Source organism: Chelativorans xinjiangensis (assembly GCF_009812055.1).
In the GTDB taxonomy this organism is placed as follows: domain Bacteria; phylum Pseudomonadota; class Alphaproteobacteria; order Rhizobiales; family Rhizobiaceae; genus Chelativorans; species Chelativorans xinjiangense.
Genome location: NZ_WQNH01000070.1, coordinates 1 through 18,980 on the forward strand (window position 1 = coordinate 1; position 18,980 = coordinate 18,980).

An 18,980-nucleotide genomic window follows, 5' to 3' on the forward strand; every position below is an offset into this window, starting at 1 on the left:
TCCCGCGGGAGGGACGGGGAGCATGATAAGAGCGGCGCGGGCAGGGGGGATAAAATGCGCGGTTGGGCGGGGCGAAAAAATTATAAGCGATTGTTTTGGAACGAATGTTTTTTTGAAGGTGCGGAAGTTTGTCCCCGCGCAGGCGAGGCATTGCCGGCTGAGGTGAAGGGTGCCCGCCGCCTTTCCAACGCGCGTCATCCCGGAAGTCGGAGCGAAGCGGAGACTGTCCGGGACCCATTCTCGCCTCGCTGAAGCTCCGGCGAAGCGGGCCGGAATGTGGAAGACTCACGGAGTGGGTCCCGGACAAGCCTTCGGCTTTCCGGGATGACGCGCGTGGGTGGGGTGGGGATGACGCGCTGAGGGGGGAGCGTTGGTATTACCCCGTCCCGCTGCCAGCTCCCTCCACCAACCTGTCCAGAAAGGAAAGGCTGGCGCCCAGAGTGGGCGTGTAGGCGGCCAGCGGCCCGCCTTGTTCCAGCATCGTTTCGAGCGGCGGCATGATCACCGTCGCACCCGCCTCGCTGGCGATCAGGCTGCCTGCCATGATGTCCCAGGAGTTGAGATGCGCCTCGAAATAGAGGTCCGCCACGCCGTTCGCCACGCGGACGAGCCCGATGGCCGCCGAGCCCAGCCGGCGGTAGTCGACGCCGAGATCGTGCAGCTTTCTGGCGACGGCTTGGTAGTCCTCGAAGCTGGTGCGGCGCGAGCAGCCCAGAATGGCGAGCGCCTCGTTGGGGTCTTTGCGCATGGAGACGGCGATCTTCCGGTCTTCGCAGAAGGCGCCCTTTCCGCGCGCGGCGGAGTAGACGCGGCCGGTGGTGGCATCATAGATGCAGCCGAGTTCGATGTGCCCTGCGCGGACGAAGGCGATCGAGACGCCCCAGTGGCGCAGGCCGCGAATGTAGTTGGTGGTGCCGTCGATGGGGTCGACCACCCAGAATCCCTCACCGGCCGGCTGCCCGCCGGTTTCCTCGCCGACAAAGCCGTCCTCGGGAAATGCCTCGGCGAGCGCGCCGCGGATCAGGTCCTCGGCATGGCGGTCAGCGGCGGTCACGAAATCCTGTAGGCCCTTCCGTGTGACGGCGGACCGCGCCTCCTCATGGAAAGCCTCGATCTCGCGGCCGACGCTCGCGGCGAGCTTGCGGGCGAGCGCCAGGCGCTCGGAAATCCCGTTGTCGATTGCGGAAGTCACCTGGTCCCCTTTCACGCAGTGCTGCGCCGCACCAGCGAGACCGGCGTCACTTCGACCCGTTCCGCGGTCTCCGGGTTGTCCATGCGGCTCAAAAGCAGGTCGATCGCCTGCTCGGCCTGCAGGTCGCATGGCTGCCTGAGCGTCGTCAGGTCGTAGCCCGCCCAGGAGGCTTGCGGTACGTCGTCGTGACCGACGATGCGCACGTCATCCGGGATGGCGATGCCGCGCCGGCGCAGGCCGTCGACCAGGCCGCAGGCCATGTAGTCGTTGATGCAGAAGACGCCGTCCACCCCATCGAGCATGGCCGCCGCGGCGAAGCCGTTGGCATAGTCGTTGATCTTGACGGGGATGACCCGCACGTCCGCTTCCAGGGAATGGCAACAGGCGAGGAAGGCCTGCTGCCGGCGCCGCGCCGTGTAGGAGATCGCTGCCGCGCTCATGACGGCGAGATGCCGCGCCCCGGTTTCGATCAGGGTGGCGGCGGCCAGCCGGCCGGCGGTGTCGTTGTCGGAGACGACGCGGTCGACGGCGGGGATGGAATCCGCCTTGTTGATGAGCACGATGGGAACGCCGGCGGCCGCGAACTCGGCACACAGCGCGGTCGGCGGCGCGTCGGAGGTGACCAGCACGCCCGAGACGTTGTAGTGCAGGAGCTGGTCCATCACGTGGTCGGCGCTTTCCCCGTGGTCGGCCGGCAGCAGGATGGGGCGGAAATTGCGCCGCACCAGGTTCTTCGTGATCTGCTCGATCTGCATGGCGCGGAAGGGGTTGTCCATGCCGGCGGCGACGATGCCGACGAAATCGGAGCGCTGGTTGATCAGCCCGCGCGCCAGATAGTTCACCCTGTAGCCGAGCTCCTTGGCGGCCTTCACCACCTTGTCGCGGGTCTCGGGCGAGACGCTGGCATTGGGGGTGAAGGTGCGCGAGACGGCCGCCCGCGACACGCCGGCGCGGCGCGCCACGTCGAAGGACGTTACCTTGCGGGTGGGCTTTTCCGAGTTGCTCATGCGGTGGGCGCCTTGTCGAGTGCGGCGACGATGCGCTCCGGAAGGTCGGAGCAGATGCCGAGTACCGGCATCGTGACGAGGTCGGCGATGATATCCGGCCGCTCCTCGTGCCACAGCACGATCTGGCGTCTGCTCTCCAGAATGGCGGCGGAAAGCTCCGGCGTCACCAGGTCCTGCGGGCGCTCGCCGCCGCGCTCCCAGCACAGATGCACGATGTCCGCGCCGGCGCGTTCGGCCTCCTTGAGGGGATCTGCACCGAGCCGGACCAGGACGGCGAGGGGAAAATCGCAGCCCTCGTCCCGCAGCGCCCGCACAAGCTCGGCGTCGAAGGAGCCGAGCGCGGCGAAGCGCTGGTCCTTTTGCCGGAGGAGCTGCCAGACGAAAGGTGCCGCGGCCGGCTCCTTGATCTCCACGTAAAGGCCGGCGCCACGTGCGTGCGCGAGGGCGGCCGCTTCCGCGAAGGTGGGGACCTCGACGCCGGGAAGGCGAGAAAGCTCCGCCGCCGTCAATTGCGAGATGTGGGCATCGATGCCGAAGACACGCTGCAGGTGGTCGTCGTGGCTGATCACACAGATGCCGTCGCGGGTCGCTTGAGCGTCGAGCTCCCACATCTCCGCCCCCAGATCGGAAGCCCGCGCGAAGGAGGCCAGCGTGTTCTCCCGCGCGTGGCCGCTGGCGCCGCGGTGGCCGATGACGAGCGGGAAGCGCAAGCCGGCGGCAGGCCAGCGAAAGCGGCGCGCGAAGGCGGCGGCGTCCTTCAAAGCCGTTCCCCGTTCTGCGCGAACAGGAAAAGCTGGTCGCTTCTCACGCGCCATTCCACCTCGTCGTTCAGGGAGACGTCGTCGCTTTCGCGCTGAATGGAGCGCAGGACGCTGCCGTTCGCAAGGGTGAGATCATAGAGGTTCTCGCGCCCCTGGGTCTCGACGAAGCTGATGCGCCCGCGGATGGGCGCGTCGCCATCGCGCCCAAGATTTTCCGGGCGGATGCCGACGATCACCGGCGTGCCGTCGGGCGGCGTTTCGGTATTGGGCGGCACCGGCAGGCGGATATCGGCGTCCTTCACGGTGAGCGTGCCGTTGCTGGCCACCGCATCGATGAAGGCGATGGGCGGGTTGCCCAGGAAACCGGCGACGAAGGCCGTGCGCGGGTTGCGGTACATCTCCTGCGGCGTGGCGATCTGGATGATCTCGCCGGCATTCATGATGGCGATGCGGTCGCACATGCTCATGGCCTCCACCTGGTCGTGGGTGACCAGGATGGCGGTGATGCCGGTCTCGAGCTGTATGCGGCGGATCTCCGAGCGCATCTCCAGCCTCAGCTTGGCGTCGAGATTGGCCAGCGGCTCGTCGAGCAGAAGCACGTTGGGCCGCCGCACCAGCGCGCGGGCGAGCGCCACGCGCTGCTGCTGGCCGCCGGAAAGCTCCGCCGGGCGGCGGTCAAGCAGCGCCTCGATGTGCACGAGGTTCGCCATCTCCTCCATCTGCCGCTTGACCTCCGCCTCGGGCAGCTTGCGGATGCGCAGCGGGAAGGCGATGTTCTCGGCCACCGTCATGTGCGGGTAGAGCGCGTAGGACTGGAAGACGACGCCGACATTGCGCTCCTGCGAGGGAACGCCGGTCATGTCGCGGTCGCCGAAGAGGATGCGCCCGCCGGTGACCTTGTGGATGCCGCAGATGGCGAACAGCGTGGTCGACTTGCCGCAGCCCGACGGTCCCAGCAGCGCCAGCATCTCGCCGTCGTTGATCTCCAGCGTCATGTCCTCGATGACACGCACGTCGCCGAAGGACTTCGAGAACTTGTCGAGCAGGATACGCATCAGCCTTTCGAGCCTCCGCCATAGATGTTCATGAGATAGCTCTGGAAGAAGAAGAACAGGATCAGCACCGGCGCGATGTAGAACAACCCTACGGACTTGAAGAGCGCCATGTCGAAATTGTTGTCGTCGGCGATCAGTGCCGCCAGGTAGACCGACAGCACCTGCGCGTTGCCGCTGGGCGCCAGCACCTGCGGCAGGATGAACTCGCCCCAGCCGAGCAGGAAGGCGAACAGACCGAGCGCGAAGATGCCCGGCTTGACCTGCGGCAGGACGAGCTTGCGCCAGACGGTGAAACGGCTCGCCCCGTCCTGGATGCCCGCCATCTCGATCTCCCAGGGCACCGTGTCGTAGAAGCCCTTCATGAGCCAGATGCCGAGCGGCATGTCGATCGCCGCCTTCACCAGGATGACGCCGATCAGCGTGTTGTAGAGGCCGACGATCTGCAGCACGAGGAAGATGGCGACGATCAGTGTGATTGCCGGGAAGGCGTGCAGCACCATTACGCCGGCCAGGAAGAAGCCGCGCGCCGGCACGTTGAGCCGCGACAGGACATAACCGGCCATCGACGAGACGACGACCACGAGCGTGGCGGTGGAGGTGGCGAACATCAGCGAGTTGAGCGTCACGCGCCAGATGCTCAGCCGGCCCGGCGGCGTGTGCCAGAGGAACGTCCAGTGCTCCAGCGTGAACTCGTTGGGGATGAAGGAGCCGGGCGGCGCGTTGGTGAAGGTGTCGATGAAGAGATAGACGTACATCAGCACCAGCGGCGCGCTGAGGATGGAAAGCGCCAGAACGATGGGCCAGCTTTTCAGATGTCCTGTCATGGCTGCCTCAATGCTCGATGCGCGGTTTGATGATCAGCGCGTTGTAGTTGAACAGGCGCAGATAGATCAGCGACAGCACGACGCCGATGATCACCAGCACCAGCGCCATCGCCGCGCCGTAGCCGTATTGCAGGTTGCCGGCATAGTTGTTGAGCGCCGTGTGATAGACCCAGAGGGACCATACCTCCGTCGCGCCTCCCGGCCCGCCGTCGGTCGACAGCAGGATGTGGTCGATTGCGGTCAAGAGCGACAGCGTCTGGTAGCAGGTGACGAACAGGATCGGCCATTTGAGGTGCGGCAGGATGATGTGGCGGACCTGCTGCCAGCGGTAGGCGCCATCCACGCTCGCCGCGTGGAACAGGGACTGGGGAATGGCCTTGATCGCCGAGGCGAAGATCACCATGCCCATGGACGCGCCGACGAAGCCGTTGATGAGGATCACGAAGACCCAGGCGTTGGTTGCCGAACCCAGCATCCAGTTGCGCGGCCTGACGCCGAAATTGTCGAGGAAGGCGCTGATGAAGCCCGTGTCCCAGGCGAGCCACTTCCATAAAAGCACGTAGATGACGGCCGGCGAGATGCGCGGCAGGAACCAGATGATACGGAAGATGCCGGCCGGACGCTCGGGGATGTAGTGTGTGGTGATCGCCAGAAGCATGGCGAAGCCGGTGTTGAAGAGAGTGAGCGTCAGCGCGACGAAGAAGACGGTGTTGAGGAGAACGCGCGTCGTCTGCGGCGAGGAGGCGAGGCGGCGGAAATTGTCCGTGGTCCAGGTCCAGCCCGTGTAGGTGGCGTCGAGCAGGGCGTCCTTCTCTGCATCGCCGAGGTCGGGATCGATCGCCTCCGCCGCCGCGACGAGCGCTCCAGCGTTTCTGAAGCGCGCATTGGCGAGCGAGCGGCTGAATTCGGCGGAAATCTGCTTGACGGTGCGCGTGCTTGGCCGGTCGGGCAGATCGCGGATCTCGCGCTCGAACTCGCGGCGCGAGGAATAGGTTTCGCCAAGATGGTCGTCTCTCAGACCGGCGATGATGCCGGGCTCGATGCCCATCTCCTCCAGCGCTGCCAGGCCCTCTTCGTCAACGATGTAGGTCGGCTGGCCGAGCCTCTCGGCGAGCTCGCCCATGCCGTAGCGGTCGCTGAGCACGCGCAGTGTGCCCGGCGACACCTGATAGGCGCCGCCGGTGATGCCGGTCGCCGTGCTCATGTTGGTGAAGGCGAAGACGGCGGTCAGCACCACCGGCGCGAGGAAGAACAGGACGACCAGCATGAGCGCCGGCATGAGCAACACGATACCGAGGCCCTTCGAGCTGTTCAGCCAGCCAAGGGACCGCCGTGCCGGGACGGCCCGGGCCTTAAAAGGCGCCGAGCCGTCCTGCGCGATGTCGCGGGACGCGTTCATGTCAGCGGATGACGATCGCTTCGCCGAGGCTGTTCTTCAGTTCGGCCTCGACGTCGGCCACCGCCTGCTCCGGTGTCTTCTGCCCGGTCCAGGCCGCCTCCAGCCCGCTCCACATGGCATTCCAGTAGGTGCCGAAGTCGGTGTTGTTGGGCATGGCGTTGGCGTGGGGCAGCAGGCGCTCCGTCGCCTCGCGCGCCCAGCGGTCGCTGGCGTAGAGGTCGATATTCGACTGCTGCTTGGCAATGCCCAGATGCGCCGACTTGATGGCATGGAGCGTGTTGATGCGTGGCTCGGAAGCGATCTTCACGAGTTCGGCGGCGATCGCCACCTCGTCCTCGTTGTCCTGCGCCGTCAGCACATAGACGAGCGGATGCGTCAGCGTGTTCGCCGTGCCGCCCTCGCCGGCCGGGATCAGAGAGAAGGCGAGGGAGCCGAAGAAGTCCTCGAGACCTTCCTGATTGACATAGCGGGCGTAGTGCCAGGTGCCGCCGCTCCACAGGCCGGCCTTGCCGCTGGCCACTTCCGCGTACCACTGGTCCCACGGCGTGCCGATGTGGTTCTTGCGCGTCACGCCGGCTTCGACCGCATCGACGAAGAACTGGTAGAAGCGCTGCATGGCGTCCTTGTCGAAGACGAGTTTGCCGTCCTCCTCCATGACGCCGCCGAAGCTGGTGTAGAACTGCCAGTAGTCCGGGCCGTTGCTGGGGCGGGGATAGAAGGCGTAGCCACTCTCGACCACTCCGGCCTCGGTCATCTTCTTGGCGTCTTCGAGCACGTTTGCAAGCGTATACTCGCCCGCTTCCACCTTATCGGCCAACGCGTCGAGATCGGCGTCGGAGTAGCCGATCGCCTTCATGTGCTCCTTCCAGAAGAAGAAGGGCCGCGATTCCGCGTCCTGCGGCAGGCCGTAGACGATCCCGCCATAAGACGAGATTTCCATGAGGTTCTCGTAGATGTCGTTGATGGGCCAGGCGTCGAGGTTGAGATAGTCCTCGACCGGCACGATGAGGCCCGACTGGGCCCAGGGGGCGATGTCCTCGTGGCCGGTGACGAGGATGTGCGGTGCGTTTCCGGCTTCGGCTGCCAGCGTCACCGCCTGCTTGAAATCGTCCCAGGTGTTGTCGGTCTTCTTCTCGACCGTGATGTCGAGCTCTTCGCCCCGGATCGCCGCTTCCCGCTCAAGGATGTCGGCGGCCATTTCGATGGCATCGACGCGATAGTTGTCGTTGGGGCCGCTACCGCCGGCCCAAACGCTGATGGTCACGCTTTCGGCGGATGCCGCGCCGGCGCTTGCCGCCAGCACGACGGCTGCTGCCGTGGTTCTCAGTAGATGCTTTGTCATCTCGTACGTTCCTCCTTGCGTTTTCCGTCGGAATGAAGGGCGACGACCAGGGCCGATCGCGGCGATACCGCCAGGCCATCGGCTTCCTCCCTAAGGCCCTTATCCAACAGTCAGATGACAGTTGTGCACGTGTGCACGCTTTTTCCGTATGACATTTCCTCCGATATTGCACACGTGTACAGTTCCACGCATGACGATGCTCGTCAATTGCCATCGTAGCTGCGCTGCAGCATGGCCCCGTGACCGGGCCATGTGCGCCGGCGCTCTATGTTTTGAATCTGCGCATCGTGCTTCCCGAAAATCGATTCCGAATCCCGGAACGATGCTCTAGCTGCGCGCTTAGTGATACCCCTCGCCGGGGCTGACCTTGCCGCGGAAGACCCAATAGACGAAGACCGTGTAGCCGAGCACCAGCGGCAGCAGGAACACCGTGCCGATGAGCAGGAAGATCTGCGAGGCCGGCGCGGCTGCCGTATCCCAGAAGGTCAGGTGCGGGGGGACGAGGTAAGGCACGGTCGAGATGACCAGCCCGGCATAGCCGAGCAGGAACAGGAGGATCGAGCCGACGAAGGGCAGGCCCTCGCGGCCGGCCCGAAGCCAGTGCCAGACGAGATACCCTACGCCCGCGGCGGCGAACGGAACGGGCCAGAGGAAGAAGAAGTTGGGCAGGCTGAACCAGCGCGTGGCGATACGCTCGACGGTCAGCGGCGTCCACAGGCTGATCACCACCATGGCACCGAGCACCAGGGCGAGCAGCACCGGCGCGTATTGCCGGCCGAGGTCCTGCGTCGGCCCGGCGGTGCGCATGACGAGCCAGGTCGCGCCGAGAAGCCCGTAGCCGGCGACCACGGCAAGCCCGGTGAAGACGGCGAAAGGCGTGAGCCAGTCGAAAGCGCCGCCGGCATATTGCCCGTCGACCACCGCGACGCCCTGGATGAGCCCGCCCAGGATGACGCCCTGCAGGAAGGCGGCGACGATGGAGCCGCCGGCGAAAGCGATATCCCACATGCGGTGCGACGGTTTCGCCACCCAGCGGAACTCGAACGAGACGCCGCGCAGGACCAGTGCCAGGAGCATGCCGATCACCGGCAGGTAGAGTGCCGGCATGATGACGGCATAGGCCTGTGGAAAGGCCACCCACAAGCCGCCGCCGCCGAGCACCAGCCAGGTCTCGTTGCCGTCCCAGAAGGGGGCGACGGAGTTCATCATCACGTCGCGTTCTTCCTCCTTGCGCGCGAAGGGGAAGAGGACGCCGATGCCGAGATCGAAGCCGTCGAGGATGACATACATGGCCACCGCGGTGCCGATCAGGCCAGCCCAGATGACGGGGAGGTACCATTCCATCGCGCTAGCCCTCCTGCTCTCCGAAAGCGCGGCCGGGGCCTTCGCCCTTCGGCCTGCCGGTCGCCTCGCGCGCCGCCTCCTCGGCGGCCGACAGCGGGCGGTTCGGCACGCCGGCCGGCCACTCGTCGGGCGCCTCCTTCGGGCCCGCGTTAATAAGACGGTTGATGTAGTAGATGCCCATCGAAAACACGATGCCGTAGATGAAGACGAACAGGGCAAGCGTGCTTGCCACGCTCGCCCCCGGCACCGGCGAAATGCCGTCGGCGGTCCGCAGAAGGCCGTACACCAGCCATGGCTGGCGCCCCTGCTCGGTAACGAACCAGCCGGCCAGGATGGCGATGAAGCCGAGCGGCCACATGTAGGACGACGACCAGAGGAACCAGCGGCTCGTAAACAGCCGTCCCCGCCACCACAGATATAGGCCGCAGAGGCCAACCGCGATCAGAAGCAGGCCGATACCGACCATCACCCGGAAGGAGAAGAACACATTGAGGATCGGCGGCCACTCCTCCTCGGGAAAATCCGTGATGCCGGGATAGGTGCCCTCCAGGCTATGGGTGAGGATCAGGGAGCCCAGATGGGGCACCGCGATTTCGTAGCGGTTCGTCCGCGCCTCTTCGTCGGGAATTGCGAACAGCACCAGGTCGCCCGGCTCGTTGCCGTCCCAGTGCCCTTCCATGGCCGCCACCTTTGCCGGCTGGTGCTCGAGCGTGTTGAGGCCGTGCATGTCGCCGATGACGAGCTGCAAGGGGGCTGCGACCGCAATCATGCCGACCGCCATGCGCAGCATGGTGCGCGCTTCCTCGGCGTGACGGCCGGCGATGAGGTAGCGCGCGCCCACGGCAAGCACCACCACCGCCGTCGTCAGATAGGCCGCGTTCACCATATGCGCCAGCCGGTAGGGGAAGCTGGGGTTGAAGACGATCTGCAGCCAGTCGAGCGGGTAGGCGATGCCGTCGCGGATTTCGTGGCCCGCCGGCGTCTGCATCCAGCTATTGGCGGAGAGGATCCAGAAGGCGCTCGTCGCGGTGCCGAGCGCCACCAGCACCGCCGAAAGGGTGACGAGCCAAGGTGGAAACCGGTTCCACCCGAACAGAAGGATACCGAGGAACGTCGCCTCGAGGTAGAAGGCCGTCAGCACCTCGTAGCCGATGAGCGGGCCGATGACATTGCCGCTGAACTCGGAAAAACGGCTCCAGTTGGTGCCGAACTGGTAGGAAAGCACGATGCCGGAGACGACGCCCATGGCGAAGGAGACGGCGAAGATCTTGGTCCAGAAGCGGGCGATTCGCTGGAACTTGTCGTTCTCCGTCATCCTCCAAAGCAAAAGCAGAACGGCGATGAAGGCGGAAAGACCGATGGTGAAGGCGGGAAAGATGATGTGGAAGGAGATCGTGAAGGCGAACTGAATACGCGCCAGCAGGACCGGATCGAACTCCATGAGCGGCCTCCATCATCCCTCAGCAGGTGCCGGATGCCACAATGCCGCCCTCAACCCGGTTAGTCGACCCCGGCCGAATGCGTCAAATGCGCCTCGCGTCGCGTCGCGCCCATCTCCAGATGCGGCAGACGCGCCGCCTGCGGGTCCTTGCGAGCCTGGGAACCGATTTCATAAGAGTGATTTCCATTTGAGGGGGCGTGGGCGTGAATAAGGTTGAAAACGTGGTTGGAGGTCAAACGCGGATGGCAGCAAAGGAGACGCCCGCCCGATCCGGACGCTCGTTGCGTCGGGAGATAGCGGCGGGCGTGGGGTGTTTCTGTGCTGCGCTCGTGCTTGCGTATGCGGTGGCCTCCTATTCGTGCGTCGCAAGCGAGGAGCTGGAAGCCTCCTCGTCGACCGCCGCCATTCTCGATCACAAGAGCGGCCGCTATGAAGACCTGCCGGTTGTGGGGAACTGGTGTGCGTCCATCCTGCTGAACAGGATATTTGGCGGGTAAGCCGAAGCATCCCTTCGTCGTTACCGCCGGTCGGGGGAAACCGACACCCCCGAACATCTGCGCCAGCTCGCAACCGATATAACCGCCGCCGACCACCAGCAGCGACCGCGGCAGCGCATCGAGTTCGAGCGCCGAGGTGCTGGTGAGGAAGGGGACGTCTTCGATGCCGGGAATGTCGGGCCGTGCCGGCGAAGCGCCCGTGGCGATAGTGGCGCTGTCGGCCCGCATGGGCTCATCGTTCACCTGAAGGCCGGCGCCGTTGAAGCGGGCGGTGCCGTCTATGTAGTCAATGGCGTCGTAATCGGTCAGGAGATCGAGATATTTCTTCTGCCGAAGTGAGGCGACGAGTTCGTCCTTGGCTGCCACCAGGGCTTGCCAATCGGCAAGGTGTGCCACCCCGGCGAGGCCCGGAAAGCGGGGCGCCGCCCGCGTGCCGTGCAGTGCCTCGGCGGCGCGGATCATGGTCTTGGACGGTATGCAGCCGATGTTGACGCATGTGCCGCCGATCGTGCCGTGACGAGGGGCACGTTTCACGCCTGCTGTTCATCCTGCGTGCCCGTGAGCTCGGTTTTACGATTGACGAGATCCGCGGCCTGCTCGAGCTGGTCGATAGCGGCGCCCAGACCTGCGCCGAGGTGAAGGAGCGGACGGAACGGCATCTTGCCGATGTACGCGCCAAGATCGCCGATCTCAGACGCATCGAGAAGATGCTGGCCGCAACGGCCGCCCAATGTTCCGGCGATCGCGTTCCCGAATGTCCGGTCCTTGCGGCGCTGGCCTCGTGATGCCGATGCCTAGCTGGAGATGCTCTCGGAGACACGCATCGACGTCGATGCCCAGATGGAGGCCGTACGGGCGGAACTGGTGCCGCTGAGCCGCCCGCCCGCCAGGCCTCGCCGTCACGCCGATAGGGGAGGATAGGCGGCGCCCAGGCCGGTGACCAGGATGGGTGTGCCGTCGACCACGCGGTTGTAGAGGTCGATGACGTCCTGGTTGAGCATGCGGACGCATCCCGACGACACCGACTTGCCGATCGTCCACCATTCGGGTGAACCATGGATACGGTAGAGCGTATCCCGGCCGTTTTGGAAGATGTAGAGGGCACGTGCGCCCAGCGGGTTGGTAAGGCCTGGATCCATACCGCCGTTGGCGATGCTGTAGGGTTCGAGCTCCGGCTGGCGTGCCACCATCTCGTCCGGCGGGGTCCAGCGCGGCCAGGGGCGCTTATATTGGATCACGCCGCGTCCGTCCCATTCGAAGCCGGCGCGGCCAAGGCCGACGCCATAGCGCAGCGCCTTGCCGTTCTCCTGCGTAAGGTAGAGAAAATGGTTATCGGTATCGACGACGACCGTTCCCGGCCGTTCGCCTGTCGGATCGTCGACAAGCCGGCGATAGTAGACCGGATCGATGCGCTCGATGGGAATGGCGGGAAGCGGGAACAGCTCTTCCGGGCGGGCCGCATACATGGCTGAATAGTAGGCGAAGTCGCCCCCGAGCCCGGACATCGGACCGCCTGTCGCGGGAAGCTGCGGAGCGGGTCCGCCCGCCAGCCGCGGGGCCTCGAAGGTCGAGCAGCCGGTTATTCCGAGCAAGGCCATTCCGCCGCTTGCACGAAGAAAGGCGCGGCGGTCGAGCCGGTTCGACCGTCCGGTTGCCGTTGTTTCACTCACCGTGGATTTCGTCATACGCTTTTCGCCCCAGAACTGGATTTGACGCACGGCTATTGCTCTGAAAATAGGGCTACGATGTGCCGATTTGTTGCCTATTCAGCACACTCAACAGGAGATGCGAACGCTTCTCACCTAGTCTTGATCGGCCTGTGATCGGGCATGGTTTTTGGTGGATTTGCGGCAGTCTGCTCGCATGGCGGCAGTGGTCGCTGAGGCTCTCTGGTGCAGGAAAAAAGAAATGGCGCACCGCGCCGGGTGATGATGAGAACTACGTCTACGCTATAGCTCTCTAAAATAAAACCGGCAAAACTGTCATAAACCGCTGAAATAACAGCAGGAATCCGACCTAAGGCATGTTGGCTTGCATTATGCCGCAGTTTGTCCGGTCGAGTCTCGCTAGACCATATGGCGATGGAGTCGGTCCCACCACCCTAAAGGACCGCCCCGGTCGATGCCTTGCCTCATGGGTTCCCGCAAAAGTCACGAACAGCCATCTAAGCTAATGGTATTGGACGACCGATGTGGTGAAGGGTTTCGGTGCCGCTTGGCGTACGAAAGCCTCTCATGCAGCAACTTGCGGTCCGCAGGCGTTGCGCTATGGGTTTTTCCGTTTTGGGGCGGTCGAGCGCCTGCCGCGAACAGCGGCGTATCGCATGGTGAACGGGCGGCATAGACGACGTCCAGGCCAAGTTTGGGCCCCTGGGGCGACGATTGCCACGGGATTGGAGGGCATGCTGGCGGTCGCTGCGGCGCTGGGCGCAGCCGATCCTGACGGCCGGTGCGGGGGTAGCACGGTCGTGCGGACAATCGGATCATACCGGGTCATGGACGGTCTCCCGGTTCGAAGGCTTTGCTGCAGGCGGTGCGTGCGGCCGGCACCACCACCGCAAGATCGTGACATCGGGATTGAATTGTTCAGCCTTATTGTCCAGCCCAGCTAACCGCCCTGGCGAGAATTGCTGGGCTACCGCGAACCAATGCCCGCGCCTAGCTTTTGATTGTCATCGAGACAACAAAGGAAACGTCACATGAACATCACCAGATTTGTTTTCGCCGCCATCACCGTTGGAAGCCTCGCCACTCCAGCGCTGGCGCAGGAGGAAGCAGTTTGCCCGCAGGAAGGTGCCGAAGCGCCGCTAGCGCTACATGAGGAGTGGATAATGCAAGGGTGGGAGCGGCACGAAGGCGACCCAGCGTTTGTGTTTGCCGAAGAGATGGCTAAGTTTTACGACCTGAAAAACCCTCTAGGTGTATATTGGGACAACTTCGCTCCCGGCGACACTCAACTGTTCACCGATGCCTCCGTTTATGGGGCCAATTGGGAAGGCCACGTGAACGCCTCTCGATCAATCCGGCACGGCATGACTGACGTAAACCATGCCGTGGTTGGGCGAGATACTGCATCGTCCGCTATCGGCTTTGTTGGCCGGATTGAACCACTTGAGGGCGAGGTGGTTGCCTTCGATACGCGCTCCCAACTCGGCTGGACCTGCGTCGAGGGCGTTTGGAAGATCAAGCATGAGCTGAATTATGCCTGGATCGTCGAGCCGGAAGGCATCGAGCCAATCCTCGGGAAGCGTTTGCAGCCGTAAGCGCTGAGGCGCCGGTGATCCCCAAAATGGTATGTGGGTAACAGCAAACGCCATTTTCGGGCGAGCTTTGCCGCAGATAGAAACAACAAAAACGTGGCATGCGGGGCGGTCCTTGTAACCGCCCCGCTTTTTCCGCTGGTTCTGCAGATTTCGAGGATTTCAGTCGGCTTGTGCGGGCTTGCTGCCTTGTTGAGCATGAGGTGATTACCTCAAGGTATCGAATTTGCCATCAATGATCATCTCCATCGTCTTACATGATCGACAAGAGCCCTCATTTTAGTCGCCATGTTGCGGCGCTGCGGAAAGTACAGGTAGAAGCCTGGAAAGGGGGCGAGAAAGTCGCCGAGCAGAGGTATGAGCTCGCCGGACTCCACATACGGCCGGAAATTCTCCTCTAGTGCCAAGGTGATGCCGCCACCAGCGAGCGCAGTGCGCAACATCAGACGGAGATCGTTGGTGGTGATCTGAGGTTCGATTGCGACGTCAAACGGGATCCCGTTCTCTTCGAATTCCCATCGATAAGGCGCGACGTTCGGTGCAGGGCGCCAACCTATGCATCGATGGTGAGCAAGTTCACGGGGATGCTTTGGGGTTCCATGCGCTGCGAGATAGGACGGCGCAGCTGCCACCGCCTCGCGTTGATCGCCGGTCAGGGAGATTGTAATCATATCCTGCTCGATCACTTCTCCCAGCCTGACCCCGGCATCGTAGCCGCCAGCAACGATGTCGCACTCCTCATCTGTCACGGTGACATCGAGGGTCACGGCAGGATTTTCCGCTGCAAACGAAGCAAGAAGCGGACCCGATAGGAAACGCTCGGCAATCGAGGTGGCAGCAATTCTCAGTATCCCACTTGGCCTGCTTTCCGCCCCCATTTCCTCGAATGCTATTTCAATATCTGACAGCGGCTTGGATAACGCTTCTCGCAGCCTTTCCCCTGCCTCTGTCAGACGAACGGATCGGGTCGTTCGCATGACAAGCGCCGTACCATGAGCATCCTCCAGGCGACGAATCCCCTGACTGACCGCTGACCGGGTCACGCCAAGGCGGTCTGCTGCAGCGCGGAAATTGTGCTCGTCCGCAACAGCGAGAAAGAGCGGCAGGAGGTTTAGGTCGATCTTCATTGTCCATCTCTGCTAATCATCCAGTCAATGATTAGATGGCTACACGAGAACAATCAAAGCGTCCACTTTATCCATGCAGTCACGCAACTGAATTCTCCAGAGGAGCGAAGCATGAGGGAAACAGTCTTGATAACCAGAGCGTCTAGCGGAATTGGCGAGGCCGAAGCCTTCCTTGATCTCGTGACCTATCAGGAAGTTGTCGACAACGACGCTCCGCACGAGCAGTAGACCGCGAAACCTCGGCCGCGATTGCCACTCGTTCGAGCGAGCCGGGGAGCTCGACCTGAGGGGCGCCATCTATCCGGCTCTGTCCACGCCTTAAAACAAAAACGGCAACCAGGAGTGAGACCATGCAGCGCGCATTTGCCGCCTTGATTGCCGCAGCCCTGTTGACCCAACCCGTGCAAGAAGAGGAGCTAAACTTGCAAAATACTCATCCTTATGTTGGCCTCTGGGTCACGCAGGACGGTCGTGTCCGTCACGAGCTTCTGCCGAATAATAGGTATGTCGAAGCGCGTGGGACGCGTGAGCGCGCCTATGAAGGTCGTTACCAAGTTACCGGTACCCATATCGAATATTGGGATGACACGGGGTTTACCGCGGATGGCGATTTCATCAACGATGTTCTGCATCATGGGGGGATGATCCTCTACCGCCAGTGACGAAGCCTAAGGCGACATCGTCCTCCAAGGGCAAAATGCCTCTCCTGCCGTTCGAGACGCCGACAGGGTCAGAAACCACCTGGTCTGTGACCCTGAAGCTAATGCGTGGCCTTATCTGTTCACTTGGGGACGGAAGACCGCGCCGATGGCGATGCCTTCATTGATCGCGGCAAGGAGGATCGGCATCAGTTCCGCTTCATCGTCTCGTCCGAGGACGGCGCGACCTGGCTCCGCCGGCGGCTGGTTTCTACCGAGGTATCGGATCTCGCTCCGGCCGGTTTCGGACAAGAGGTCCGCGCCGCCATGGACCGTCGGCGCGAGCATCATATCGACCAGGGCGACGCCACCCGCCAGCGAACGTCCGAGTGTTATATCGCCACAATCTTCTCGCTACCCTGCGAGAGCAGGAGGTCGCCCATGCCGGGGCGGAGATGGCCGCGTCCAAAACTCATGCCGTTTCAAGCGGCCAGCGACGGCGAGACCGTCAGCGGCAAGTTCACCGGCACCGTCCAGCTATCGAGCGGCAAGTTCGCCATTGTGGAGAAGAGACACGAGTTCGCTATTGTCCCTTGGCGCCCCGTCATCGACCGTCAGCTCGGCCGGGAGATCATGGGCGTCGTCCAGGCGGATCGGCGTACTGGCAGCTTGGGCGACCAAGAAGAATTACAATTTGAGCACGGCTGACAACGCGCAGAAAGAAGAACGCTAGCGTCGTACTCGCGATCAAAAATATTAGCTATCGCGAGTCTGTGCCGAGGGAGCCAAGATAGCCCATCACAAGATGGCGCATATGGTAGCGCAATTCGAGCAAGTCCGTCGAATTGGTTGCTTTGCTCAGAACGATCTGCACTGCGCCGGCCATTGCCTCATGGATGACGGCAGCAACCTGATCTGGCGCGTCGATCACCACGTCGGGCGCTGTCGTCAGCATGTCCCGGATGGCTTTGACGGAACGCTCGGACATTCGCTCGATCAGCTCAAGTCCCTTCAAGTCATAGGCGACCGCGTATAAGGCCTTCGTCACGTCCAGCCGCTCCGACTTGGCGTCAATGAACCCATCGGTCAGCGCCTGAGCCATCGCGTGAAGCGGCCGCCCGCGCTGTCCAGCGCAGATGACGACAACCGTGTCGATGACCTTGCCGAGGTGGTGCTCGAGGATTGCCGCCATCAAGCCGTCGATGTTGGCGAAATACTGGTAAAGCGTGCCGACCGACACGCCGGCGCGTTCGGCCACTCTGGTCGTCGTCAGATGCCGTGGACCGGCCTCTACCAGAACCTGAATGGCTCCCTCGTAAATAGCGTCCACAGTCGCTTGGGAGCGCGACTGAACTGGTATTTTCCGGGGCCTTGCGGGGGCTTCACGTTGCAGGGACATATGCGAATTCAAAATCTGAAGGTTTCCTCATATTTTGAATGGATAGTCGATTTCGCAACAGAAGGAAAGATCATGGCCACTTCTCCCGAAACATCCACGCCACACCGCCGAGTCGCGCTCGTTACAGGCGCCAACAAGGGGATCGGCTTGGAGATTTCCCGGCAACTGGCCAAAGCAGGGGTTCACGTCGTCCTGGGTGCCCGGGATCCAGAGAAGGGCGAGGATGCGGCCCGGACGCTGCGCGGAGAAGGTCTCGATGTGGACAGCATTCGCATCGACCTCTGCAAGATCGCGGATCTCGCTGAAACAGCAGCCGATTTCGAGACGAGATTCGGCGGACTCGACATTCTCGTCAACAATGCAGGGATTGCTTGTCACGAGGACGGCCCACCGGAAACCGCGAGCGTCGAGGCCGTGCGCGCGACGTTCGAGACCAATGTCTTTGGCACGCTCGCGGTCACGCAAGCCTTCCTGCCGCTCCTGAAGAAGTCGTCGTCCGGCCGCATCGTCAACGTCTCCAGCGAATTGGGTTCCCTGACGAACAACGGTGATCCCGCATGGCCTTTCGCGGCCCACAAGCTGATGGGCTACAATGCTTCCAAGGCGGCGCTGAACATGTTGACGGTGCAGTTGGCCGCACAACTCAAGCCATCAGGCATTCTGGTCAATTCCGCCGATCCGGGGTTCACCGCGACGGACCTGAATGGGCATCAGGGGGTTCAGGCCGTCGAGCAGGGTGCTGCCGCACCCGTCAAACTGGCGCTTCTTGAAGACGCCGGCCCTACTGGCGGCTATTTCAGCGCCGATAGGGCTCTGCCTTGGTGAGCCATTGGCTGCAGGACGATGCGCCGACTTTCCTCTCATCCGGTCAAAGAAACTAACCCTCCATGGGGGAATGGGATGCGCTCACCTCTCGGTTCGCGCATCCCTTTGGCATCATTGATCCAGGCCTTGGCTGTGGCGGAGCACTTAAACTTCCGCCACGCGGCCAATGTGCTCGGTGTCAGCCAGTCCAGCGTCAGCACCCGCATGAAGAGATGCTGGAGCAGGACTTGGAAGTTAGTCAGCGCGCCTTTGACGTCCGAGATCAAGCGCATAGCCGTCGCCAATAACGAAGGTGCGAACTCTGCTTGGGCAAAACACGTCATTCGACCGCAAGCGATTCGAACTTTTCACCGCCGATTACCGCCGTTACTACGCTTTTTTGCCTCTTGGTTATTTCCTGCTCTTTACACAGGCGTATTCCCGGCGGAGATCGGCGGCAATTTCCGGCGCTATTGTGGGGAGAATGGCAGATTTGGCGCGCCCGAAGAGATTCGAACTCCTGACCCCCAGATTCGTAGTCTGGTGCTCTATCCAGCTGAGCTACGGGCGCGCTGGCTGCCGGGGCGGCAGCGGGGTCGCGGGCGGATTGCCCGGCGACCGGACGCCGCTTACCTAACGATTGAAAACGTCAAAAGCAAGCGCCGAAGTGACAATTCTTTGACGCGCCGATGCGGTGTCGCTACAGCGCCGTGCGTCCTTTAGGACGCTACACAAGGACGCTGTACGCTGTTGAAGCTACGCATCGTGCCTTCCGAAAATCGATTCCGATCTTCGGGCCGATGCGCTAGAGCACGTCCTGTTTAATCCGGGTCATATCCTGCGGCCCTGAAGTAGTTGGCGCATTCGGCCGGCGTGAAGAGGTCGATGATA

General features: G+C 62.9%; 18 protein-coding genes, 1 tRNA gene and 1 pseudogene. 6 read left to right on the forward strand and 14 right to left on the reverse strand.

Going from position 1 to position 18,980, the window contains the following annotated elements:
* Positions 1-376 precede the first annotated feature (376 nt).
* The 10 genes from GM910_RS24935 to GM910_RS27765 all read right to left on the reverse strand — a co-directional run bounded on the left by GM910_RS24935 (position 377) and on the right by GM910_RS27765 (position 11,324).
* The gene (locus GM910_RS24935) at positions 377-1,192 is read right to left on the reverse strand and encodes an inositol monophosphatase family protein (RefSeq protein ID WP_159593143.1); all 816 of its coding nucleotides are present in this window, start codon (positions 1,190-1,192) and stop codon (positions 377-379) included.
* 11 nt (positions 1,193-1,203) lie between these two features.
* Positions 1,204-2,199, reverse strand: a complete 996-nt coding sequence (locus tag GM910_RS24940; RefSeq protein ID WP_159593146.1) for a LacI family DNA-binding transcriptional regulator — start codon at positions 2,197-2,199, stop codon at positions 1,204-1,206.
* A complete protein-coding gene (locus GM910_RS24945) occupies positions 2,196-2,960 on the reverse strand; it encodes a glycerophosphodiester phosphodiesterase (protein WP_246226346.1) in 765 nt (254 codons plus the stop codon). Before GM910_RS24945 ends, GM910_RS24940 begins: the two co-directional genes overlap by 4 nt.
* Entirely contained in the window at positions 2,957-4,015 is a 1,059-nt protein-coding gene (locus GM910_RS24950; protein WP_159593152.1) for an ABC transporter ATP-binding protein, read from the reverse strand. The genes GM910_RS24945 and GM910_RS24950 overlap by 4 nt, the downstream gene beginning before the upstream one ends.
* Positions 4,015-4,839: a carbohydrate ABC transporter permease gene (locus GM910_RS24955; RefSeq protein WP_159593155.1), complete on the reverse strand. Its 825-nt coding sequence runs from the start codon at positions 4,837-4,839 to the stop codon at positions 4,015-4,017. Before GM910_RS24955 ends, GM910_RS24950 begins: the two co-directional genes overlap by 1 nt.
* 7 nt (positions 4,840-4,846) lie before the next feature.
* Positions 4,847-6,154 carry an ABC transporter permease subunit gene (locus tag GM910_RS24960; RefSeq protein ID WP_159593188.1) on the reverse strand — a complete coding sequence of 436 codons (1,308 nt, stop codon included), beginning with the start codon at positions 6,152-6,154 and terminating at the stop codon, positions 4,847-4,849.
* 85 nt (positions 6,155-6,239) lie between these two features.
* Positions 6,240-7,580, reverse strand: a complete 1,341-nt coding sequence (locus GM910_RS24965; protein ID WP_159593158.1) for an extracellular solute-binding protein — start codon at positions 7,578-7,580, stop codon at positions 6,240-6,242.
* A gap of 339 nt (positions 7,581-7,919) precedes the next feature.
* Positions 7,920-8,924, reverse strand: coding sequence for a cytochrome d ubiquinol oxidase subunit II (cydB, locus tag GM910_RS24970; protein WP_159593161.1), 1,005 nt, complete (start codon positions 8,922-8,924; stop codon positions 7,920-7,922).
* 4 nt (positions 8,925-8,928) lie between these two features.
* Positions 8,929-10,365: a cytochrome ubiquinol oxidase subunit I gene (locus GM910_RS24975; RefSeq protein WP_159593164.1), complete on the reverse strand. Its 1,437-nt coding sequence runs from the start codon at positions 10,363-10,365 to the stop codon at positions 8,929-8,931.
* Positions 10,366-10,424: 59 nt separating this feature from the next.
* Complete coding sequence (locus GM910_RS27765) at positions 10,425-11,324, reverse strand: FAD-dependent oxidoreductase (protein WP_159593167.1); 900 nt, start codon at positions 11,322-11,324, stop codon at positions 10,425-10,427.
* A gap of 32 nt (positions 11,325-11,356) precedes the next feature.
* Between GM910_RS27765 and GM910_RS24985 the strand changes: the two genes are divergently transcribed.
* Positions 11,357-11,647, forward strand: coding sequence for a MerR family DNA-binding protein (locus tag GM910_RS24985; protein ID WP_159593170.1), 291 nt, complete (start codon positions 11,357-11,359; stop codon positions 11,645-11,647).
* A gap of 114 nt (positions 11,648-11,761) precedes the next feature.
* Here the strand turns inward: GM910_RS24985 and GM910_RS24990 are convergent, their stop codons facing one another.
* Complete coding sequence (locus tag GM910_RS24990) at positions 11,762-12,532, reverse strand: L,D-transpeptidase (RefSeq protein WP_425482731.1); 771 nt, start codon at positions 12,530-12,532, stop codon at positions 11,762-11,764.
* 1,028 nt (positions 12,533-13,560) lie between these two features.
* Between GM910_RS24990 and GM910_RS24995 the strand changes: the two genes are divergently transcribed.
* Entirely contained in the window at positions 13,561-14,124 is a 564-nt protein-coding gene (locus GM910_RS24995; RefSeq protein WP_201285593.1) for a hypothetical protein, read from the forward strand.
* Positions 14,125-14,360: 236 nt separating this feature from the next.
* Here the strand turns inward: GM910_RS24995 and GM910_RS25000 are convergent, their stop codons facing one another.
* A complete protein-coding gene (locus tag GM910_RS25000; protein WP_159593173.1) occupies positions 14,361-15,248 on the reverse strand; it encodes a LysR family transcriptional regulator in 888 nt (295 codons plus the stop codon).
* 350 nt (positions 15,249-15,598) lie between these two features.
* Here GM910_RS25000 and GM910_RS25005 point away from each other — a divergent pair, with 350 nt between their 5' ends.
* Positions 15,599-15,910, forward strand: a complete 312-nt coding sequence (locus GM910_RS25005; RefSeq protein WP_159593176.1) for an Atu4866 domain-containing protein — start codon at positions 15,599-15,601, stop codon at positions 15,908-15,910.
* 105 nt (positions 15,911-16,015) lie between these two features.
* Positions 16,016-16,594, forward strand: a complete 579-nt coding sequence (locus GM910_RS25010; protein ID WP_159593179.1) for a DUF3363 domain-containing protein — start codon at positions 16,016-16,018, stop codon at positions 16,592-16,594.
* Between the two features lie 52 nt (positions 16,595-16,646).
* Here GM910_RS25010 and GM910_RS25015 read toward each other — a convergent pair whose 3' ends face one another.
* Positions 16,647-17,285 carry a TetR/AcrR family transcriptional regulator gene (locus GM910_RS25015; RefSeq protein WP_246226350.1) on the reverse strand — a complete coding sequence of 213 codons (639 nt, stop codon included), beginning with the start codon at positions 17,283-17,285 and terminating at the stop codon, positions 16,647-16,649.
* On the opposite strand from GM910_RS25015, the gene GM910_RS25020 reads away from it, so the two are divergent.
* Together GM910_RS25020 and GM910_RS27915 are read left to right on the forward strand one after the other, a co-directional pair.
* Positions 17,286-18,110, forward strand: coding sequence for an SDR family oxidoreductase (locus GM910_RS25020; RefSeq protein WP_246226351.1), 825 nt, complete (start codon positions 17,286-17,288; stop codon positions 18,108-18,110). It abuts the gene before it with no gap.
* A 75-nt stretch (positions 18,111-18,185) separates the two neighbouring features.
* Positions 18,186-18,284 (forward strand): annotated as a pseudogene (locus GM910_RS27915) (LysR family transcriptional regulator); the annotation flags it as partial.
* Between the two features lie 299 nt (positions 18,285-18,583).
* On the opposite strand, the gene GM910_RS25030 reads toward GM910_RS27915, so the two are convergent.
* Positions 18,584-18,660: transfer RNA gene (locus GM910_RS25030), tRNA-Arg, on the reverse strand.
* Positions 18,661-18,980: the final 320 nt, after the last annotated feature.

Bases quoted from the DNA above. Each gene is read 5' to 3' on its own strand.
- GM910_RS24955 (WP_159593155.1), bottom strand. From the start codon at position 4,839: ATGACAGGACATCTGAAAAGCTGGCCCATCGTTCTGGCGCTTTCCATC.
- cydB (WP_159593161.1), bottom strand. From the start codon at position 8,924: ATGGAATGGTACCTCCCCGTCATCTGGGCTGGCCTGATCGGCACCGCG.
- GM910_RS24985 (WP_159593170.1), top strand. From the start codon at position 11,357: ATGTGCCGCCGATCGTGCCGTGACGAGGGGCACGTTTCACGCCTGCTG.
- GM910_RS25005 (WP_159593176.1), top strand. From the start codon at position 15,599: ATGCAGCGCGCATTTGCCGCCTTGATTGCCGCAGCCCTGTTGACCCAA.
- GM910_RS25020 (WP_246226351.1), top strand. From the start codon at position 17,286: ATGCGAATTCAAAATCTGAAGGTTTCCTCATATTTTGAATGGATAGTC.
- GM910_RS24965 (WP_159593158.1), bottom strand. From the start codon at position 7,580: ATGACAAAGCATCTACTGAGAACCACGGCAGCAGCCGTCGTGCTGGCG.
- GM910_RS24950 (WP_159593152.1), bottom strand. From the start codon at position 4,015: ATGCGTATCCTGCTCGACAAGTTCTCGAAGTCCTTCGGCGACGTGCGT.
- GM910_RS27765 (WP_159593167.1), bottom strand. From the start codon at position 11,324: ATGATCCGCGCCGCCGAGGCACTGCACGGCACGCGGGCGGCGCCCCGC.
- GM910_RS24995 (WP_201285593.1), top strand. From the start codon at position 13,561: ATGAACATCACCAGATTTGTTTTCGCCGCCATCACCGTTGGAAGCCTC.
- GM910_RS24975 (WP_159593164.1), bottom strand. From the start codon at position 10,365: ATGGAGTTCGATCCGGTCCTGCTGGCGCGTATTCAGTTCGCCTTCACG.
- GM910_RS25000 (WP_159593173.1), bottom strand. From the start codon at position 15,248: ATGAAGATCGACCTAAACCTCCTGCCGCTCTTTCTCGCTGTTGCGGAC.
- GM910_RS24940 (WP_159593146.1), bottom strand. From the start codon at position 2,199: ATGAGCAACTCGGAAAAGCCCACCCGCAAGGTAACGTCCTTCGACGTG.
- GM910_RS25015 (WP_246226350.1), bottom strand. From the start codon at position 17,285: ATGTCCCTGCAACGTGAAGCCCCCGCAAGGCCCCGGAAAATACCAGTT.